The sequence below is a fragment of the Pseudorhodobacter antarcticus genome, from assembly GCF_900110135.1.
In the GTDB taxonomy this organism is placed as follows: Bacteria; Pseudomonadota; Alphaproteobacteria; order Rhodobacterales; family Rhodobacteraceae; genus Pseudorhodobacter; species Pseudorhodobacter antarcticus.
Map to the genome: position 1 here is coordinate 142,093 of NZ_FOCO01000003.1, position 18,392 is coordinate 160,484.

An 18,392-nucleotide genomic window follows, 5' to 3' on the forward strand; every position below is an offset into this window, starting at 1 on the left:
TCGAGTAACACATCTTGCCATATCGTTAACCCTGACCGCGCCACACACCAAAGGCAAACATCAGATCCGATAGCAGAGCAGGAAGGACGTATCAACATAAGGGCCGTGCCGCATCGCGCGCAGGTAAGGACGCCATGACACAGACCTTTGCCAACGCAACCTGTTCCACCAGCCCCGTGGCCCAACTGCGCGCCTATTGGGAAGGGTTGCGCCCCGAAGGCGGCTTGCCCCAGCGCGCACAAATCGACCCGCGCGGCATCGAATCCGCCCTGTCCGCCACCTTTTTGATCGAACGGGTCGCTCCCGGCATCGCCCGGTTTCGCATCGCAGGCATGGACCTAGCCGATTTTATGGGGATGGAGGTGCGGGGCCTGCCGTTTTCCAGCCTGTTCAGCCCCGCCGCCCGCCCCGGCCTGTCCACCAGCTTGGAAACCCTGTTCCAATCCCCGGCGATTTTGACAATGGATATGGTGGCCGAACGCGGCATCGGGCGGCCCATGCTGACCGCCCGCTTGCTGGTCATGCCCTTGTTTGATGATCTGGGTCGCTTGACCATGGGCCTTGGCTGCATGGCGCTGTCGGGCAATGTGGGCCGCAGCCCGCGCCGTTTTGATGTGACAGGCACCACCCTGACCCGGCTGGACCGCCCCACCACCCCCATCGCCCGCATCCCCGGCTTTACCCCCACCGTGCATCAGGCCGAAACGCGCCAAGGCTTTGCGCAGGCCGCCGCCCAGTTTGATGCGCCAAAGGCCAAAACCGCAGCGCCCTATCTGCGCTTGGTCGAATAATCCCCAACAAAAAGGGCCCCCAACCGGGAGCCCTTTTAAAAACGACAAACGCGCCAACATCGCGACTTTCAAACCGCGCGCTTACATCGCGCCTATCAAGTCGCGCGCTTACATCGCGACGCGGCGATCGGCATTGCGCACCCGCGACAACTCCTCCGCCACCAAAAACGCCAGTTCCAGCGACTGGCTGGCGTTCAAGCGCGGATCGCAAGCAGTGTGATAACGGTCTGCAAGGTTTTCATCCGATACCGCGCGCAACCCCCCGGTACATTCCGTCACATCCTTACCGGTCATTTCAAAATGCACGCCGCCCGGAATGGTGCCTTCGGCCTGATGGATGCCAAAAAACTCGCGCACTTCGCGCAGCACCGATTCGAACGGCCGGGTTTTATACCCCGATGCCGCTTTAATCGTGTTGCCATGCATCGGGTCGCAAGTCCAAAGCACTTTGGCCCCTTCTTCTTGCACCGCTTTAATCAAGCGCGGCAAGTTTTCACCCACTTTGCCCGCCCCAAACCGCGCGATCAGCGTCAAACGCCCCGCCTCATTTTCGGGGTTCAGCTTGGCCATCAACACTTTCAAATCATCGGCAGTTGTCGTCGGCCCGCATTTCAACCCAACAGGGTTCAACACGCCGCGCGCAAATTCCACATGCGCGCCGTCTGGCTGGCGGGTGCGGTCGCCAATCCAAATCATATGGCCGGACCCGGCAACAGGCTGGCCCGAAATGCTGTCAATCCGGCACAGCGCCTCTTCATATTCCAGCAACAACGCCTCATGGCTGGTGTAAAAATCCACCTTCGACAGTTGGTGCGCAGTGGAACTGTCCACCCCCGCCGCCGCCATAAAGTCCAGCGCGTCCGAAATCCGGTTAGAAATTTCGCGATACCGCTCTGCCTTGTCATGCTCGGCAAATCCCAGCGTCCAGGAATGAACGCGGTGAATATCGGCAAAACCGCCCGTGGAAAACGCGCGCAGCAGGTTCAAACTTGCCGCCGCTTGGGTATAGGCTTGCAGCATCCGCGCAGGATCGGGGATGCGACTGGCCTGCGTTGCCTCAAACCCGTTAATAATATCGCCGCGATAGCTGGCAAATTCTTCGCCATTGATAATCTCGGTCGGCGCGGACCGTGGCTTGGCAAACTGCCCTGCCATGCGCCCCACCTTGATCACAGGCACCTTGGCACCATAGGTCAAAACCACCGCCATTTGCAGCATCACGCGCAACGTGTCGCGAATGTTATCGGCCGAAAATTCCGCAAAACTTTCCGCGCAATCGCCGCCTTGCAGCAAAAACGCTTTGCCTTCGGATGCGGCCCCCAATGCTGCCTTCAGCCGCCGCGCCTCGCCCGCGAAAACCAAGGGCGGGTATTTCGACAGCTGCGCCTCCACGGCCCCCAACGCCTCCGGGTCCAGATAATCGGGCATCTGCACCCGTGGCTTGTTGCGCCAATCGGCTTTTGTCCAGCTTTGGGTCATCGGTCACTCCGAAAGTTGTCTTATTGGCTGGGGGTATAGGCAAAGGCGCGCGAAATGCAAAGGCGAAAGGCACCAGCGCCCCTTGCCGCGCGCGCAATTTCCTGTTTCGGTGTGCGCCAGGTCTGTCATCGGGTAAAAAATGTCGCTTCCGCCAAAAAAAGCCACCTCTGTCAGCAAAGATACAGCGCCCAAACGCTTTGTGTTCCTGCTTTTGGACAAATTTACGATGCTGTCCTTTGCCAGCGCGATTGAACCGCTGCGCATCGCCAACCGCGTGATCGGCGCGCCGGTCTACGCATGGGTGCTGGCGGGCGAAGGGGACGGAATGGTGCAATGTTCCAACGGGGCCGCTTTCACCCTCGACATCGGGCTGTCGGAAATTGACCGCGACGATACGGTGCTGGTGTGCGGCGGCATCGACGTGCAAAAAGCCACGACCAAGGGCATCCTGAACTGGCTGCGGCGTGAGGCGCGGCGCGGTGTCGCCATTGGCGGTCTTTGCACCGGGGCTTATGCGCTGGCCAAGGCCGGGCTGCTAGACGGTAAAAAAGCCACCATCCACTGGGAAAACCAAGATGGGTTCCTAGAGGAGTTTGAGCAGGTCAAACTGACCCGGTCAATTTTCGTGATTGATGGCAACCGCATGTCCACGGCGGGCGGCACCGCGTCCTTGGATATGATGCTGAAAATCATCTCTGCCGATCATGGTGATGATGTCGCCAACACGGTCGCGGACCAATTGATCTATTCCACCATTCGCACCGATCAGGACACGCAGCGCCTGTCCATCCCCACCCGCATCGGCGTGCGCCACCCCAAACTGTCCCAAGTTATCCAGATGATGGAACAAGCGATTGAAGAACCCATCAGCCCCGCCGATCTGGCCGAGGATGTGGGCATGTCCACCCGCCAGTTGGAACGCTTGTTCCGCCGCTACCTCAACCGCTCGCCCAAACGCTATTACATGGAATTGCGGCTGTCCAAAGCGCGCAACCTGTTGATGCAAACGGATATGTCGGTGATCAACGTGGCGCTCGCTTGCGGGTTCGCCTCGCCATCGCATTTCTCCAAATGCTACCGTGCGCATTATTCCACCACACCTTACCGCGAACGCGGCACCCAAGGCGGGGTGCCGCTGCGTTTGTCTATCTAAGGCCCAAAATCAAGGGGTAATGCGAAACGCGGCCCCTTCATAAGCCGATAAAAACCAGATCGACCCATCCGGCCCTTCCACAATATCGCGCACACGGGCAGTTTCCTCCGTTTCAATCCGCGCCTCCGCAAACCCCGCCGGGTTCAGGCGCGAAATATAATCGCTGTTCAAACTGCCCGTGAAAATATGCCCCTTCCACTGCGGCCACAGCGCCCCGGAATAGACCATCAACCCCGATGGCGCGATGGACGGGTCCCAGTAATGCAACGGCTGTTCCATCCCCGGTTTCGCCGTGCCTTCACCAATCCGCAGGCCCGAATATTCGCGCCCATAACTGATCACGGGCCACCCGTAATTGCGCCCCGCCTCTGGCATGTTCACCTCATCCCCGCCGCGCGCGCCGTGTTCCACGGTCACCAACCGCCCGGCCAAATCCAGCGCCGCCCCTTGAATATTGCGGTGGCCATAACTGTACAGCCCCGCAAAGGCGCCCCGCCCCTCAAACGCAGGTTCCGTCAACGGCGCCCCATCGGCCGAGAATCGCAAGACCTTGCCTTCCGGCCCATCCAGCACTTGCGCCAAATCACCGTCGCCCCGGTCGCCTGTGGTCAAAAACACCGACCCATCGCGCGCCTCCACCAACCGTGACCCGAAATGCCGCCCGCCGCGCTGCGCCACGGGTTCCACCACCGCACGGAAATCCACCAACCGGGTCCCATCGCTGGACAAGGTGCCAAACCCTGCCGATGTGCCGGCCCCGCGCCCCACCGGGGCCGCAAACGACAGCCACACCCGGCGCGATGTCGCAAAATCACGCGGCACCATCACATCCAGCAACCCGCCCTGCCCGTCATCCGCCACCTTTGGCACCCCAGACACCGCCACTGCCGCCGCCCCCAAGGCGGGCAGAAACAACAACCGCCCCGCGCGTTCGGTCATCAACACCCCGCCGCCCGGCACGGGCTCAATCGCCCAAGGCTCCTCCAGCCCGGTGATGATCGGCGTGATCGTTTGCGCCTGCGCTTGCCCTAACGTCACCTGCGACAGCAACACAACCGCCAGCAGACCCGCCGCAAATCCCCGCATTTTTTCGTAAACCTTGGCCACATTCCGCATGGTTTCCCTCCTTTTCTTTTCATAACAAGGCGATTATTATGCGCCTCTGGACATAAGTCTATCTAGGGAGCGAACAATGAAAAAACTACTCTTGGCCACCGCAGCAACCGCACTTATGGCAGGCGGCGCTTTCGCCGAAGATGCCAAAATCGGTATCATTCTGGGCTTCACAGGCCCACTCGAATCCATCACCCCCGGCATGGCAGGCTCCGCAGAGCTGGCGATCAAAGAGGTCAGCGATTCGGGCAAATTCATGGGCGGCGGCACTGTCACCGCTGTGCGCGCCGACAGCACTTGCGTTGACGCAACCGCAGCCGCCGCAGCCGCCGAACGCTTGATCACCGCCGAAGGCGTCAACGCCATCATGGGCGCAGATTGTTCCGGCGTTACTGGCTCCATCTTGCAAAACGTCGCCCGTCCAAACGGCATGGGCATGATCTCGCCTTCCGCGACATCCCCGGGCCTGTCGACCGCCGAAGATGACGGGCTGTTTTTCCGCACGGCCCCATCCGACGCGCGCCAAGGCGACGTGATCGCAGATATCTTGACCGAACGTGGCGTGAAATCCATCGCGATTTCCTACACCAACAACGACTACGGCAAAGGGCTGTCTGACAGCATCGCAGCCGCTTTCACCGCCAAAGGCGGCACCATCACCGCAAACACCGCGCATGAAGACGGCAAGGCCGATTATTCCGCCGAAGTCGCCACTTTGGCATCGGCTGGCGGCGAAGTGTTGGTTGTTGCAGGCTACGTTGACCAAGGCGGCAAAGGTGTTATCCAAGCAGCCCTTGATACTGGCGCATTCAGCACCTTCTATCTGCCCGATGGTATGTTCGGTGCCAGCTTGATCGAGGCAATCGGCGCTGGCCTGAACGGCACCTACGGCACCGTGCCGGGCACCGACAGCGATGGCGCTGCCAAGTTTGCCGCATTGGCAACCGCAGCAGGGCTTGACCCAACATCCAGCTACACCGGCGAAAGCTATGACGCGGCAGCGCTGATGTTGTTGGCAATGGAAGCGGCTAAATCCACCAATTCCAAGGATTGGACCGCCAAAGTCATGGACGTGGCAAACGCACCGGGCGAACAGATTTTCCCGGGTGAACTGGCCAAGGCGCTGGAACTGATCGCAGCAGGCACCGACATCGACTATGTCGGCGCAACGGCTGTTGAAATGATCGGCAACGGCGAATCCGGCGGCAGCTTCCGCGAATACACCATCATCGATGGGGCTGTGGCGACCGACGGTTTCCGTTGATCTTGACCTAAATCACACGACCAACGGCCCGGAGGGTTCACCCCCTTCGGGCCGTTTCAATGGCAAAGCGGCGATACGACCGCAGGCCAAACTGAACGACCGGGGGGGAACACAGCACCATGATCAGCGTCCAAAATCTGCACAAGAAATTCGGGGCCTTCCGCGCAGTCGATGGCGCCTCGCTTGAAATTAAAACCGGCTCCATCACCGGGCTGATTGGCCCGAATGGCGCAGGCAAAACCACATTGTTCAACGTCATCGCCGGGCGTCTGCCCCCCACATCGGGGCGCGTTAAGATGGATGGTCGCGATATCACCGGCCTGCCCCCGCATGAATTGTTTCACAAAGGCCTGTTGCGCACGTTCCAAATCGCGCATGAATTCGGTTCCATGACGGTGCGCGAAAACCTGATGATGGTGCCCGAAAATCAATCGGGCGAAACGCTGTGGAACACTTGGTTCAAACGCGGCAAAATCGCCGATGAAGAACGCCGCATCCGCAACAAAGCCGATGAAGTGCTGGAATTTCTGACCATCAGCCATTTGGCCGATCAAAAAGCCGCCAACATCTCTGGCGGGCAGAAAAAACTGCTGGAACTGGGCCGCACCATGATGGTGGACGCCAAAATCGTGTTTCTGGACGAGGTGGGCGCAGGCGTGAACCGCACCCTGCTGAACACCATCGGCGACGCGATCATCCGCCTGAACAAAGAGCGCGGGTATACGTTTTGCGTGATCGAACATGACATGGATTTCATCGCCCGCCTGTGCGGCCCGGTGATTTGCATTGCCGAAGGCAAAGTGTTGGCCCAAGGCACGGTCGAAGAGGTCAAAAACGACGATCGTGTGATTGAGGCCTATCTGGGCACCGGATTGAAAAATAAGGTCAAAGCCAATGCGTGACAGGGACACTTGGGGCAAATCCCGGATGGATATTTTTGAACAGAAAAAGAAAGGGTGCGGTTTCGCATCTTTGGGGGCGTGATGGGGCAACCGTTTTTGATCGGGGACCAAATGACCGGGGGGTACGGCGCGGCCGATATTTTGCACGGCTGCACGATTGCTGTCGAAAAGGGTGAAATCGCCGTGATCGTGGGTCCGAACGGGGCCGGAAAATCCACCGCGATGAAGGCGGTGTTTGGCATGCTGAAACTGCGCGGCGGTTCCGTGCGGCTGGACGGTGAGGATATCACCACCCTTTCCCCGCAAGACCGCGTGGCCAAGGGGATGGGGTTTGTGCCACAAACCTCGAACATCTTTACCTCCATGACCGTACAGGAAAATCTGGAAATGGGCGCGTTTTTGCGCCGCGATAATATCAAGGACACGATGGCGCAGGTCTATGATCTATTCCCGATCCTGAAGGAAAAGCGCAACCAGCCCGCAGGCGAATTGTCTGGCGGGCAGCGCCAGCAGGTCGCCGTGGGCCGCGCATTGATGACAAAGCCGAAGGTGCTTATGCTGGATGAACCGACCGCAGGCGTCAGCCCGATCGTGATGGATGAGTTGTTTGACCGGATTATCGAAGTGGCGCGGTCGGGCATCTCCATTTTGATGGTGGAACAAAACGCCCGCCAAGCACTTGAGATCGCTGACAAAGGCTATGTGCTTGTGCAAGGGGCCAACCGTTTCACCGACACCGGCCGCGCGCTGATGGAAGACCCAGAGGTCCGCCGCAGCTTTTTGGGGGGTTGAGGCGATGGATATTTTGAACGCGCTTGTCACCTTCCTGAACTTTGTCGTGGTGCCTGCCACCGCTTATGGCGCGCAACTTGCGCTTGGCGCTTTGGGGGCCACGCTGGTTTACGGCATCTTGCGGTTTTCCAACTTTGCCCAAGGCGACACCATGGCCTTTGGCACCATGATCACCATTTTGATGACATGGTGGCTGCAATCGCTTGGCGTCAGTTTTGGCCCCCTGCCAACGGCCCTGTTGGCGCTGCCCGTGGGCATCGCTGTGACCGCGCTGTTTTTGCTGATGACCGACCGCGTGGTGTACCGGTTTTACCGCGCGCAACGGGCCGCGCCCACGATATTGGTTATCGTCTCGCTGGGCGTGATGTTCGTGATGAACGGCCTGACCCGCATCATCATCGGCGCGGAGGAGCAAAACTTTGCCGATGGTGCGCGGTTTTTGATCACAGCGGGCGAATTCAAGACATGGTCCGGCCTAGATGAAGGCCTTGCCATTCGCGCCAGCCAAGCGATCACCGTGGTCACCGCCATCATCGTTGTGGCATGGTTGTTTTGGTTTTTGAACAAAACCCGCACCGGCAAATCCATGCGCGCGTTTTCGGATAACGAAGATTTGGCGCTGCTGTCGGGCATCAACCCCGATCATGTAGTGCGGATAACGTGGATCATCGTGGCAGCACTCGCGACCATTGCGGGCGTGCTGTACGGACTTGATAAATCCTTCAAACCCTTCACCTATTTCCAACTGCTGCTGCCTATTTTTGCCGCCGCTGTTGTGGGCGGCCTTGGCAACCCACTGGGGGCCATCGCGGGCGGCTTTGTTGTCGCCTATTCCGAGGTGCTGGTGACCTATGCGTGGAAAAAGGTGCTGGGATACTTGCTGCCCGCCGATCTGGCGCCTGACAGCCTCGTGCAACTTTTGTCCACCGATTACAAACTCGCCGTCAGTTTCATCATATTGATCATCGTGTTGCTGTTCATGCCCACGGGGCTTTTCAAGGGGAAATCGGGATGAACACACGCAACCTGATCTTGTTCGCCCTGGTCGGCGTCCTTTATATCGCGACGGGCATGTTCCAAAGCTGGAACCTCGCGCTAAACATCCTCAACATCGGGCTTTTGTCCGCGATCATGGCGCTTGGCGTCAACATGCAATGGGGTTTTGCGGGCCTGTTCAACACTGGCATCATGGGGTTTGCGGCGCTTGGGGGGCTGGCGGTGGTGCTGGTGTCTGCGCCGCCCGAACCGGGGGGCTGGGCGATGGGCGGCTGGGGCATCCTGACCGGGCTTGCCTTTGGCGCGGCCGTTATCGCCTTTGCCACATGGCTGTACCGCCGCCTTGGCAAAGGGCCAGTGCGCACGCTTGTGCTGTTTGCCGTGCTTGGGGGCGGGTATTTCGCTTATCGCGCCATATTGGACCCGGCCACGGCGGCAGTCGAATCCTTTAACCCCGCCGTGGCCGGCAATATCGGCGGGCTTGGCCTGCCATCCTTGCTGGCATGGCCTTTGGGCGGCGTTATGGCGGCCATTGCCGCTTGGGCCATTGGCAAAATCGCGCTTGGCCTGCGGTCCGATTACCTTGCCATTGCGACACTGGGCATCGCCGAAATAATCATCGTGGTGATGAAAAGCGAGGATTGGTTGGCGCGCGGCGTGAAAAACATGATCGGCCTGCCCCGCCCTTGGCCCGTGCCCTATGAGGTGGATTTACAGCAAACTCCCGCCTTTTTGGAGTGGGCCGCGAATTGGGGGTTTGACCCTGCCGCCGCCTCCAGCATCCTTGTGAAACTGGTTTATGCGCTGTTGTTCGGGACGATTTTGCTGGGGGTGATCTGGCTGTCGGAAAAAGCGCTGAACAGCCCTTGGGGCCGGATGATGCGGTCGATCCGCGACAATGAAGTCGCCGCCGAGGCGATGGGCAAAGACGTGACCCGCCGCCATTTGCAAGTGTTTGTCATCGGCTCTGCCGTGATCGGCTTTGCGGGCGCGATGATGACCTCCATGGACGGGCAGTTGACGCCGGGCACCTATAACCCGCTGCGGTTTACGTTCCTGATCTGGGTGATGGTGATTGTCGGCGGGTCTGGCAACAACTGGGGCGCGGTGCTGGGCGGGCTGTTGATTGGTTGGCTGTGGCTGATCGTGGAAAGCCTGGGGCCGGGGGTGATGCAGATGCTGACGCTGGGCCTTGGCGAGGGGCCATTGAAAGCGCATCTGATCGAGTCCGCGCCGCATATGCGCTTGCTGACGCTGGGGGTGATCTTGCTGTTGGTGCTGCGGTTCAGTCCGCGCGGGTTGATCCCGGAAAAATAGGATTGCCCTGCGGGGCCCGCGCGGGGGGCTGCTTGCCCCCCGGACCCCCCAGAGGTATTTGGACCAACACGAAGCGCACGATGCAGGTTGCGACATTTTTTGTCGCAAAACTGCATGACGTGTTTCGCCGTTTCCGGCCATCCTAGTGCAAATTGTTAGGGGAACTGCTATGAAAAGTCATGTGCGCGTCGTTGTCATCGGGGGCGGCGTTGTTGGCTGTTCCGTGCTGTATCACCTGACCAAACTCGGCTGGTCCGATGTCATGTTGATTGAGCGGTCGGAGTTGACATCCGGCTCCACTTGGCATGCGGCGGGCGGGTTTCACACGCTGAACGGCGATACGAACATGGCGGCCCTGCAAGGCTATACCATTCGTTTGTATAAGGAGCTGGAGGCGATCACCGGCATGTCTTGCGGGTTGCACCATGTCGGCGGCATCACGCTGGCCGACAATACAGCGCGGTTTGAACAGCTGAAGGCAGAACGCGCCAAGCACCGCTATATGGGCCTTGAAACCGAGATTTTGGGACCAGAGGAGATTGCCAAGCTGACCGATGGGATGGTCAATTTGGAAGGGATTATCGGCGCGCTTTATGACCCGTTGGATGGGCATCTTGACCCGTCGGGCACTACCCACGCCTATGCGAAAGCGGCGCGGATGGGGGGGGCGGAAATTGTGTTGCACAACCGCGTTTTGTCGACCACCCAAACGCGGGATGGCTGGGAAGTGGTGACCGAAAAAGGCACCGTGACGTGCGAACATCTGGTCAACGCGGCGGGCCTTTGGGCGCGTGAAGTGGGGGCGATGGCGGGGGTTTATTTGCCGCTGTTGCCCATGGCGCATCAGTATTTGGTGACCGATGATATTCCCGAAATCATGGACATCTTGAAATTGGGCCGCGAATTTCCGCATGTGATGGACCCCGGCGGTGAAAGCTATTTGCGCCAAGAGGGGCGTGGCCTGTGCATCGGGTTTTATGAAAAACCCTGTGAGCCGTGGTCGATTGATGGCACGCCTTGGGGCTTTGGCCATGAGTTGCTGAACGAGAGTTTTGATAAGATTGAGGATTCTGTCAACTTCGCCTATCGCCGTTTCCCGGTGCTTGAACGGTCTGGCGTCAAGCGGGTGATTCATGGCCCCTTCACCTTTGCCCCCGATGGCAACCCACTGATCGGTCCTGTGCCGGGTCTGCGAAATTATTGGTCGGCTTGCGCGGTTATGGCCGGCTTTTCGCAAGGCGGCGGGATGGGGCTTGCGCTGGCGCAATGGATGATTGAAGGCGAGGTGGAACGCGATCCCCGAGGCTTTGACGTGGCGCGTTTTGGCAATTGGACCACGCCCGGCTATACCGTGCCAAAGGTTATTGAGAACTATCAAATGCGGTTTTCGGTCGGCTACCCGAATGAAGAACGCCCCGCCGCCCGCCCGTTCCGCACCACACCGATGTATGACGTGTTCGACGGCATGGGGGCGGTCTGGGGCCAGCAATACGGGCTGGAGGTGGTCAACTATTTCGCCCTGCCCGGCGATGCGCGGTACGAAGACCCGACCTTCCGCCGTTCCAACGCATGGGAGGCGACGCAGCAAGAGGTGATGGCTGTGCGCAATGCCGTGGGCATCAACGAGGTGCAAAACTTTGGCAAATACCGCGTCACCGGGCCAAATGCCCGTGCGTGGCTGGACCGGATTATGGCCGGGTTAATCCCCAAACCGGGCCGGTTGTCGCTGACCCCCATGCTGGCCGCTTCGGGCAAGATCATCGGCGATTTCACCGTGTCCTGCCTGTCCGAGACCGAATTTCAACTGACCTCCAGCTATGGCGCGCAAGGTTGGCACAGCCGCTGGTTTGACCAAAACGCGATGGACGGTGTGACAGTTGAAAACATCTCCGACGCGCGATCAGGCTTTCAAATCGCGGGACCACATGCGCGCGAACTCTTGTCACGCGTCACCCGCGCCGATGTGTCGGCGGGCGCGTTCAAATTCATGGATGTCAAACGCATGACCGTGGGCATGGCTGATTGCATCGTACAGCGCGTCAGCTACACCGCTGATATTGGCTATGAAATTTACTGCGACCACATGTCAATGCGCCACCTGTGGACGGTGCTAAACGCAGCCGGCGCCGATCTTGGCCTGCGCCCTTTCGGCATGCGCGCGATGATGAGCCTGCGTTTGGACAAATTTTTCGGCTCTTGGGGCCGCGAATACAGCCCCGATTATACGCCGGGCGAAACCGGCCTTGACCGCTTTATCCGCTGGAACAAACCCAGTGATTGGATTGGCAAAGCGCCCGCGTCTGCCGAAAAATCCGCCGGGTCCAAACGCACCCTTTGCGCCTTTATCGTGGATGCAAACAGCGCGGATGTGGTCGCATGGGAACCCGTCTGGATTGATGGGTCGGTCCAAGGATACTGCACCAGCGGCGGCTATTCACACTATACCGGGCAATCGGTCGCGCTGGCCTTGATCCCAACGGCGCAAGCGGTTGAAGGCTTGATGGTAGAGATCGAAATCCTTGGCGAAATGCGCCCTGCCCGGTTGGTGACAACGCCGCTGTTTGACGCAGATGGCGCGCGGATGCGGGGGTAAACCGCGGGGCATAAAACCAAGGGGGGCGCTGCCCCCCTCACCCCCGAGGTATTTTTACCAAGATGAATTAAACGCCCATTCGTCTTGGCCTAAATACCTCCTGTCTTGCCTTTAAGTGTAATCTGATCGGCTGAGGGAATATTTCGCCATCTTTTCATTCAACGTCCGGCGCGGCAAACACAATTCATCCATCACCGCAACGATGCTGCCTTTGTGCCGGCGCATCGTGTTGTCGATCAGCATCCGCTCAAACGCTTCAACGTAGTCTTTCAACGGCTTGCCTTCGGTGGTCAGCGCTGGCCCCGCCGCCTCGTTATCGGCCATCAACAATGATGCAATCGACCCCGACCCGCGCCTGTTTTGCAGCACCGCACGTTCGGCAATATTCACCAATTGGCGCACATTGCCGGGCCACGGCGCTTGCAGCAGTTGGGCGGCCTCTTGGGCGGCCACTTGCGGGGCGTCACACCCATATTCTTCGGCAAATTGTTCGGACAACCGGGTGAACAGGGTCAAAATATCCTCACCCCGCGCGCGCAGTGGCGGGCACAGAATGGTCAGCGCGCCAAGCCGGTAAAACAGATCCGGGCGCAAAATATCTTCCAGTGTTTTGTCGGGTGCGTGTTCGTTCACAATCGCGATCACCCGCGTTTCGGGCGGGCTGCTTTGGTCGTTGATCAAGGTCAGCAACCGCGATTGCAACCCGTGGCTTAGGCTTTCAATATCCTCCAAACACAAGGTCCCGCCGCGCGTTTCCTCCACCAAAGGCACCGCGCCATCTTCCATCGGGCCAAACAGTTTCGCCGCCAACTGATCCTCGGACCACGCCGCACAAGAAATGGAGACGAATTTTTTCGACGCCCGTGGCCCCACCGCATGCAGCGCATGCGCGACCAGCGTTTTGCCCGTCCCCGTTTCGCCGTCAATCAACACATGACCGTCGGCTTGGCCCAGATCGAGGATATCTTCGCGCAGCCGTTCCATTTCCGCCGACGTACCGATCAGCTTTTTCATCAGCATCGACCCATCCGACAACTCGCGGCGCAGCGCGCGACTGTCCAGCGTCATCCGGCGGTTTTGCGTGGCTTTCTTGGTCAATTCCGTCATGCGGTCAGGGTTGAATGGCTTTTCCAGAAAATCGAACGCGCCCACGCGCATTGCCTCTACGGCCATCGGCACATCGCCGTGGCCGGTGATCATGATCACGGGCAAACCGCTATCAAGGCTCATCAAGCGTTTCAAAAACGCCATCCCGTCCATGCCCGGCATCTTGATATCGGATACCACAACGCCCGGATAATCGGCGCCAATTTTCTTCAGCGCCTCCTCGGCCGAGCTATAGGTTTCGGTTTCAAACCCCGACAGGGCCAGCCACTGGCTGATCGATTGCCGCATGTCGGCTTCGTCATCGACAATCGCGACCTTCATTGCACGCGCCATATTCTACTCCGCTGCTGCCAGTTCTGTGCCCAATATCGGAAGCTGCACCTCAAATACAGCCCCGCCGCCCTCACCATTGCGTGCGATCAACCGCCCGCCCAAATCGGTGACAATCCCCGATGAAATCGCAAGGCCCAGCCCCACGCCCTCGCCTGGTTTTTTCGTCGTGTAAAACGGCTCGAACATGCTGCCCAATTCGCCAATCCCGTGGCCATTGTCGCGCACCGTCAAATGCACCGAATGGTCCACCGCAATGGCCAGATCAATGCGCGGGTCTTTGGTCTCTTTGGTCGCGTCCAAGGCATTGCGCAACAGGTTGATAATCACCTGTTCCAGCCGCAAACGGTCCGCCATAATCATCACCGGCGTGCGCGGCAGGTTGCGCGTGATCTGCACCACGCGGGTTTTCAGCTGCGGCTCCATCATCGACAGCGCCGATGACAAACACGCGCGCACATCCACAGGCTCAAACGCCTCGCCGCCCTTGCGCGCATAGGATTTCAGCTGCCGGGTGATCGCGCCCATGCGTTCGATCAAATCGTCGATGCGCTGGAATGAAGACAGCGCCTCCTCCGGCCGGTGCCGCGTCAACAACAGCCGCGCCCCCGCCAAATAGGTTTTCATCGCGGCCAGTGGTTGGTTCAACTCATGGCTCACCGCCGCCGACATTTCCCCCAATGCCGCCAGTTTCGACGATTGCGCCAGCGTCAATTCCGCCACCGCCAAATCCTTTTGCACCTTCTCACGCTGCGCAATTTCGCGCTTCAACCGCGCGTTAAGCAACCGCAACTCCGCACTTTCGCGCTGAAAACTGGCGCTTTGCGACCAAGCCCTGCGTGACAACACATAAAACGTCAGCGCCAGCAAAATCGCAAAGCCCATGATTTCCAGCGCCAAAACCCCGTTCACCCGTTCGCGCACAGAATCGTAAGCGGTAAAGGTCTGGATGCGCCAACCGCGAAACGGCACCCGCGCCTCGGTTTTCATCACCGCAGTGCCGCGCAAATACGCATCAGGGCGGTTGGCGGCCCAATCGGTCGTGGCGCGCAATGCCCGTTCAATCGCGGACGGTGCATCTTGGGCGGCCAACGCGTCCGCCATCAACAGCCCGCGCCAGCGCGGTTCCGTCGCCAAAATCACCCGGCCTTCGCTGTCGGTCACCAAAACCGCATCGGTCAACCCGGCCCAAGCGCGTTCGTATTTCATCAAATCCACCGCGACCACGATGATACCGATCATCCGGTTGTCGGCCAAAACCGCACGGGAATAGGTGAAATCATTGCCGCCGGTTTGCCGCGGTTGCGCAGAAAAAACCGTATCCTTGGTGCGCTGCGCATCGACAAAATAGGCCGCGCTGCGGTGCAATGACCCCAGCAGGTTCCGGTTGGTCGCCCCCACCGCACGCCCGTCCTTGTCCAACAGCAAAATCGACGCCGCCCCGATTTCCGCTTGAAACGAAATCAGCCGCGCCGATGTGCTGGAAAACTGTGCCTCGCTCAGCGCGCGGATCAACTCTGGGTCGCGTGCCAACAGCAACGGCACCACCGAATTGCGCTGCAATTCCGAAATCAGGTTGCCGGTATACAGCGCCAATCGCACCTCGGCCCGGTTGCGGGTCGCATCGGTAAACCGTTCAGTCAGCCAATAATTGGTCACCAAAACCACCGCGACAGCCATCGCAAACAGCCCCGCAATTAGCGCGCGCATCGCCCAAGACAGGCGGCTTGACTTCAGCACGGGCATTGTGGCCTCAATTTTGGGCTGGGATGGCACATTATTCATGCACCAAGATTACGGCGCGGCGCGCATGACCTCAAGCGCGCAAAGATCAGGCAAGCGCCAAAGCGCCCATGACCGCGCCAAACAGCGCCGCCCCATCCGCCCCACCATGCGCAGGCTCCGCCGCGCGTTCCGGGTGCGGCATCATCCCCAGCACCCGGCGATTGTCCGACAAAATCCCCGCAATGGACCCCATCGACCCATTCGGATTTGCACTATAGGTAAAGGCGATACGGTCCTCGCCCTGCAACCGCGCCAAAACATCCGCATCAGCCGTGTAATTGCCATCATGATGGGCCACAGGAATCATCACCCGCTGACCGCGCACATAAGCGCTGGTGAACACGCTATCGCTGGTGGCCACCTGCAATTTCACCGTTTTGCAGATAAATTTCAGCCCAGCATTGCGCATCAACGCGCCCGGCAACAGCCCCATTTCGGTCAACACCTGGAACCCGTTGCAAATCCCCAGCACATATCCGCCCCGCGCCGCATGGGCCCGCACCGCCGCGCCAATCGGGCTTTGTGCTGCAATCGCCCCGCAGCGCAGATAATCACCAAACGAAAACCCGCCGGGCACCGCGACCACATCAACGCCCTCTGGCAGCGCCGTGTCTTTGTGCCAAACCCGGTGAACATCCGCCCCAGCATGCGCAAAGGCCACGGCAAGATCACGGTCGCAATTGGAACCGGGAAACGTAATGACAGCAGCTTTCATGGGCGGCCCCTCTGGCAAAGGATATCCGCATCCCATAGCCCATCACCGCCGCTGGTTCCAGCCCTTGCGCCCGCATTTTGGCCCAATTCCACCGATTTGGCACGCCCACGCCCTCTTGTTAACACAATCGAAAGGGAGACCTGCCATAACAACGACCCCAAGGATGCAGCGCAAGGGACCATGATGGACTACTTAACTACATTTCAACTCCTGTTCCTGTTGACCTGCGCTGGCGTCACAGGCTTTTTGCTGCTGAACGCCCTGTTGGATGTGTACGGCCCTAAATCTTTTCGTACGGATCGCCTCCAGCCAAAGTAGCGCACCTGCCCCCGATCATAGCGCGCGCCGCATTACCATCTGGTTAATAAAACCACCCGCGTCGGGTCATAAAACATCAAATGCACGCCTTTTTCCGCGCGCCCGCCCCCCACACTATCGCTTTCTTGAATATCTGCGCCAATCCCCCTATGTTTCCCAAACAATCATCCAACGAAAGCCGCACCAATGTCCTTTGCCGCCCTGCGCCGCCCCGCCCGCGATGCGACCCCCGCGATCGACTGCGCATCGGTCCCGGCCGAGGATTTGGTGAAACAGGCCGAAAACGCGTCCAATTTCCTCAAGGCCCTCTCGCATGAAGGGCGGTTAATGATTCTGTGCCACCTCACCTCGGGCGAAAAATCGGTGACCGAACTTGAAACCCTGCTGGGCAGCCGTCAGGCTGCGGTCAGCCAGCAACTCGCCCGCCTGCGGCTGGAAGGGTTGGTGTCGTGCCGCCGCGATGGCAAGGCGATCTATTACGCCCTGTCCGACCCGCGCGCGCAACGCATGATGGGCCTGATCCATGAAATGTTTTGCGGCGATCTGCCCAACACCCAATAGGCCACGCAGCGCTTTGGGCGGCCTCTTTTAACACAACACGAAAGCCACGCCAAAATTCTTAAACACCTTGGGTTTTGAACAGGGTTTATTGCCGCAAAGATAAGCCCCATTTTAACCTTTGCCAAAACAGTGATATAAAAATACCCATATTATCGCGAATATTCAGGCCAAACTTATCGCAACCGAATTTCCGCGCAATCTTCCCCACGTTTCAACGTCACATTCTTCCACCTGCACATCCAGTCTGGCGGATGCTGGCCTATTGGGCGACCACCCACGCCGCAGCCCACATAAGGCAGCCAGATTAAACCGATGTTTTAAAACGCACCCGTCGCAGGCAATTGACAAGATGCCCAAGAAAAGTTCAGATCACGGAACCACAATCGACTGTCATTGACCGCCGCTTGGTTGTTTCCCAGTGTTTTGAGTGTACGAGGGCGTTGTTGCACAACTCACGCCTGAGGCATGACCTCCCCTTTCCCCGCTGACGTCAGGCCACGCGAATGATTTCGGCTGTGCCGAGGGCGTTGAAGCGGTTGATGAGGGCGATGCGGATCTGGATTTCGGCGGTCTGGCTGTCGGGGTGCCTTGCGGCGATGCGCTCGCCGAAGGCTTTGAGGCACCGCATCCGTTGCCCGGCAATGGTTTGCTTGCAAACCATGAAAGGGTTCGCCTCGATCCGGCTTCGTGCATGGTATCCAGTCCAGCGCTTCCAGAATGCCCGGCCGTAGTGCCGGGTGGCGCGCAGGGTTTCGTGTCGGACGATCGCGGCGGGGCAGTCCTCTTTCCACGGTCGCCCATTCTTGCGGATGGGGATGATCGCGGTGGCCTTCCGGTCGGTCCCTCTTGTCTTATGGTTTGGCCAGTTCCTTTGCGAAGCTGGAACAGCTGCCCGGCACGGCATTTATGCCGGGCAGCGGCGGAGGTCGGACAGTTCCCCTCTTGGTCAAGGTGGACCGGGCACGAGTATGGTCGCCTCCGTCTTTTCTTACGACCTGAACGGATACGTGGGCTTCGGGCCCGCATGGCAAGACAAGGTTAGGAAAAGACAGATGGACGATACTATTGGGATCGATATTTCGAAAGACAAATTGGACGCCTATTGGCTTTCCAATCGCGAACACAGGCAGTTTTGCAATGACCGCAAGGGCGTGAAGGCACTTGCACTTTGGGCGC

At 59.1% G+C, this 18,392-nt stretch carries 14 protein-coding genes and 1 pseudogene; 9 read left to right on the top strand and 6 right to left on the bottom strand.

What is annotated here, in order from left to right:
- Positions 1-134: 134 nt before the first annotated feature.
- The gene (locus BMY36_RS02490; RefSeq protein WP_050520179.1) at positions 135-791 is read left to right on the top strand and encodes a PAS domain-containing protein; all 657 of its coding nucleotides are present in this window, start codon (positions 135-137) and stop codon (positions 789-791) included.
- A gap of 108 nt (positions 792-899) precedes the next feature.
- Here BMY36_RS02490 and BMY36_RS02495 read toward each other — a convergent pair whose 3' ends face one another.
- Positions 900-2,270, bottom strand: coding sequence for a class II 3-deoxy-7-phosphoheptulonate synthase (locus BMY36_RS02495; RefSeq protein WP_050520178.1), 1,371 nt, complete (start codon positions 2,268-2,270; stop codon positions 900-902).
- Between the two features lie 139 nt (positions 2,271-2,409).
- Here BMY36_RS02495 and BMY36_RS02500 point away from each other — a divergent pair, with 139 nt between their 5' ends.
- On the top strand, positions 2,410-3,423 hold the full coding sequence (locus tag BMY36_RS02500) for a GlxA family transcriptional regulator (RefSeq protein WP_050520177.1): 1,014 nt from the start codon (positions 2,410-2,412) through the stop codon (positions 3,421-3,423).
- A gap of 9 nt (positions 3,424-3,432) precedes the next feature.
- Here the strand turns inward: BMY36_RS02500 and BMY36_RS02505 are convergent, their stop codons facing one another.
- Positions 3,433-4,539 (bottom strand): PQQ-dependent sugar dehydrogenase, encoded by a 1,107-nt coding sequence (locus BMY36_RS02505; protein WP_050520176.1) that lies wholly within the window; start codon positions 4,537-4,539, stop codon positions 3,433-3,435.
- Between the two features lie 76 nt (positions 4,540-4,615).
- On the opposite strand from BMY36_RS02505, the gene BMY36_RS02510 reads away from it, so the two are divergent.
- From BMY36_RS02510 to BMY36_RS02535, 6 genes are all read left to right on the top strand, one after another.
- The gene (locus BMY36_RS02510) at positions 4,616-5,800 is read left to right on the top strand and encodes an ABC transporter substrate-binding protein (protein ID WP_050520175.1); all 1,185 of its coding nucleotides are present in this window, start codon (positions 4,616-4,618) and stop codon (positions 5,798-5,800) included.
- A 119-nt stretch (positions 5,801-5,919) separates the two neighbouring features.
- The gene (locus tag BMY36_RS02515; protein ID WP_050520174.1) at positions 5,920-6,702 is read left to right on the top strand and encodes an ABC transporter ATP-binding protein; all 783 of its coding nucleotides are present in this window, start codon (positions 5,920-5,922) and stop codon (positions 6,700-6,702) included.
- A gap of 81 nt (positions 6,703-6,783) precedes the next feature.
- Positions 6,784-7,494, top strand: coding sequence for an ABC transporter ATP-binding protein (locus BMY36_RS02520; RefSeq protein WP_050520173.1), 711 nt, complete (start codon positions 6,784-6,786; stop codon positions 7,492-7,494).
- A 4-nt stretch (positions 7,495-7,498) separates the two neighbouring features.
- Complete coding sequence (locus BMY36_RS02525; protein ID WP_050520172.1) at positions 7,499-8,509, top strand: branched-chain amino acid ABC transporter permease; 1,011 nt, start codon at positions 7,499-7,501, stop codon at positions 8,507-8,509.
- The gene (locus tag BMY36_RS02530) at positions 8,506-9,807 is read left to right on the top strand and encodes a branched-chain amino acid ABC transporter permease (RefSeq protein WP_050520171.1); all 1,302 of its coding nucleotides are present in this window, start codon (positions 8,506-8,508) and stop codon (positions 9,805-9,807) included. Before BMY36_RS02525 ends, BMY36_RS02530 begins: the two co-directional genes overlap by 4 nt.
- Positions 9,808-9,976: 169 nt before the next feature.
- Positions 9,977-12,400, top strand: coding sequence for a GcvT family protein (locus tag BMY36_RS02535; RefSeq protein ID WP_050520170.1), 2,424 nt, complete (start codon positions 9,977-9,979; stop codon positions 12,398-12,400).
- Between the two features lie 111 nt (positions 12,401-12,511).
- Here the strand turns inward: BMY36_RS02535 and BMY36_RS02540 are convergent, their stop codons facing one another.
- The 3 genes from BMY36_RS02540 to purQ form a co-directional block, all read right to left on the bottom strand.
- Positions 12,512-13,840: a sigma-54-dependent transcriptional regulator gene (locus BMY36_RS02540; protein ID WP_050520169.1), complete on the bottom strand. Its 1,329-nt coding sequence runs from the start codon at positions 13,838-13,840 to the stop codon at positions 12,512-12,514.
- Positions 13,841-13,843: 3 nt separating this feature from the next.
- Positions 13,844-15,547 carry an ATP-binding protein gene (locus BMY36_RS02545; RefSeq protein ID WP_074818393.1) on the bottom strand — a complete coding sequence of 568 codons (1,704 nt, stop codon included), beginning with the start codon at positions 15,545-15,547 and terminating at the stop codon, positions 13,844-13,846.
- 121 nt (positions 15,548-15,668) lie between these two features.
- Complete coding sequence (gene purQ, locus BMY36_RS02550; protein ID WP_050520292.1) at positions 15,669-16,337, bottom strand: phosphoribosylformylglycinamidine synthase subunit PurQ; 669 nt, start codon at positions 16,335-16,337, stop codon at positions 15,669-15,671.
- Positions 16,338-16,841: 504 nt separating this feature from the next.
- Here purQ and BMY36_RS02555 point away from each other — a divergent pair.
- Complete coding sequence (locus BMY36_RS02555) at positions 16,842-17,216, top strand: ArsR/SmtB family transcription factor (RefSeq protein WP_050520167.1); 375 nt, start codon at positions 16,842-16,844, stop codon at positions 17,214-17,216.
- Positions 17,217-17,706: 490 nt separating this feature from the next.
- Here BMY36_RS02555 and BMY36_RS02560 read toward each other — a convergent pair.
- A pseudogene (locus BMY36_RS02560) lies at positions 17,707-18,051 on the bottom strand (hypothetical protein); the annotation flags it as partial.
- Positions 18,052-18,392: the final 341 nt, after the last annotated feature.

Coding starts and splice junctions, on each gene's coding strand:
- BMY36_RS02490 (WP_050520179.1), top strand. CDS start 135: ATGACACAGACCTTTGCCAACGCAACCTGTTCCACCAGCCCCGTGGCC.
- BMY36_RS02535 (WP_050520170.1), top strand. CDS start 9,977: ATGAAAAGTCATGTGCGCGTCGTTGTCATCGGGGGCGGCGTTGTTGGC.
- BMY36_RS02495 (WP_050520178.1), bottom strand. CDS start 2,270: ATGACCCAAAGCTGGACAAAAGCCGATTGGCGCAACAAGCCACGGGTG.
- BMY36_RS02525 (WP_050520172.1), top strand. CDS start 7,499: ATGGATATTTTGAACGCGCTTGTCACCTTCCTGAACTTTGTCGTGGTG.
- BMY36_RS02545 (WP_074818393.1), bottom strand. CDS start 15,547: ATGCGCGCGCTAATTGCGGGGCTGTTTGCGATGGCTGTCGCGGTGGTT.
- BMY36_RS02500 (WP_050520177.1), top strand. CDS start 2,410: ATGTCGCTTCCGCCAAAAAAAGCCACCTCTGTCAGCAAAGATACAGCG.
- BMY36_RS02530 (WP_050520171.1), top strand. CDS start 8,506: ATGAACACACGCAACCTGATCTTGTTCGCCCTGGTCGGCGTCCTTTAT.
- BMY36_RS02515 (WP_050520174.1), top strand. CDS start 5,920: ATGATCAGCGTCCAAAATCTGCACAAGAAATTCGGGGCCTTCCGCGCA.
- BMY36_RS02520 (WP_050520173.1), top strand. CDS start 6,784: ATGGGGCAACCGTTTTTGATCGGGGACCAAATGACCGGGGGGTACGGC.
- BMY36_RS02505 (WP_050520176.1), bottom strand. CDS start 4,539: ATGCGGAATGTGGCCAAGGTTTACGAAAAAATGCGGGGATTTGCGGCG.
- BMY36_RS02540 (WP_050520169.1), bottom strand. CDS start 13,840: ATGGCGCGTGCAATGAAGGTCGCGATTGTCGATGACGAAGCCGACATG.
- purQ (WP_050520292.1), bottom strand. CDS start 16,337: ATGAAAGCTGCTGTCATTACGTTTCCCGGTTCCAATTGCGACCGTGAT.
- BMY36_RS02510 (WP_050520175.1), top strand. CDS start 4,616: ATGAAAAAACTACTCTTGGCCACCGCAGCAACCGCACTTATGGCAGGC.
- BMY36_RS02555 (WP_050520167.1), top strand. CDS start 16,842: ATGTCCTTTGCCGCCCTGCGCCGCCCCGCCCGCGATGCGACCCCCGCG.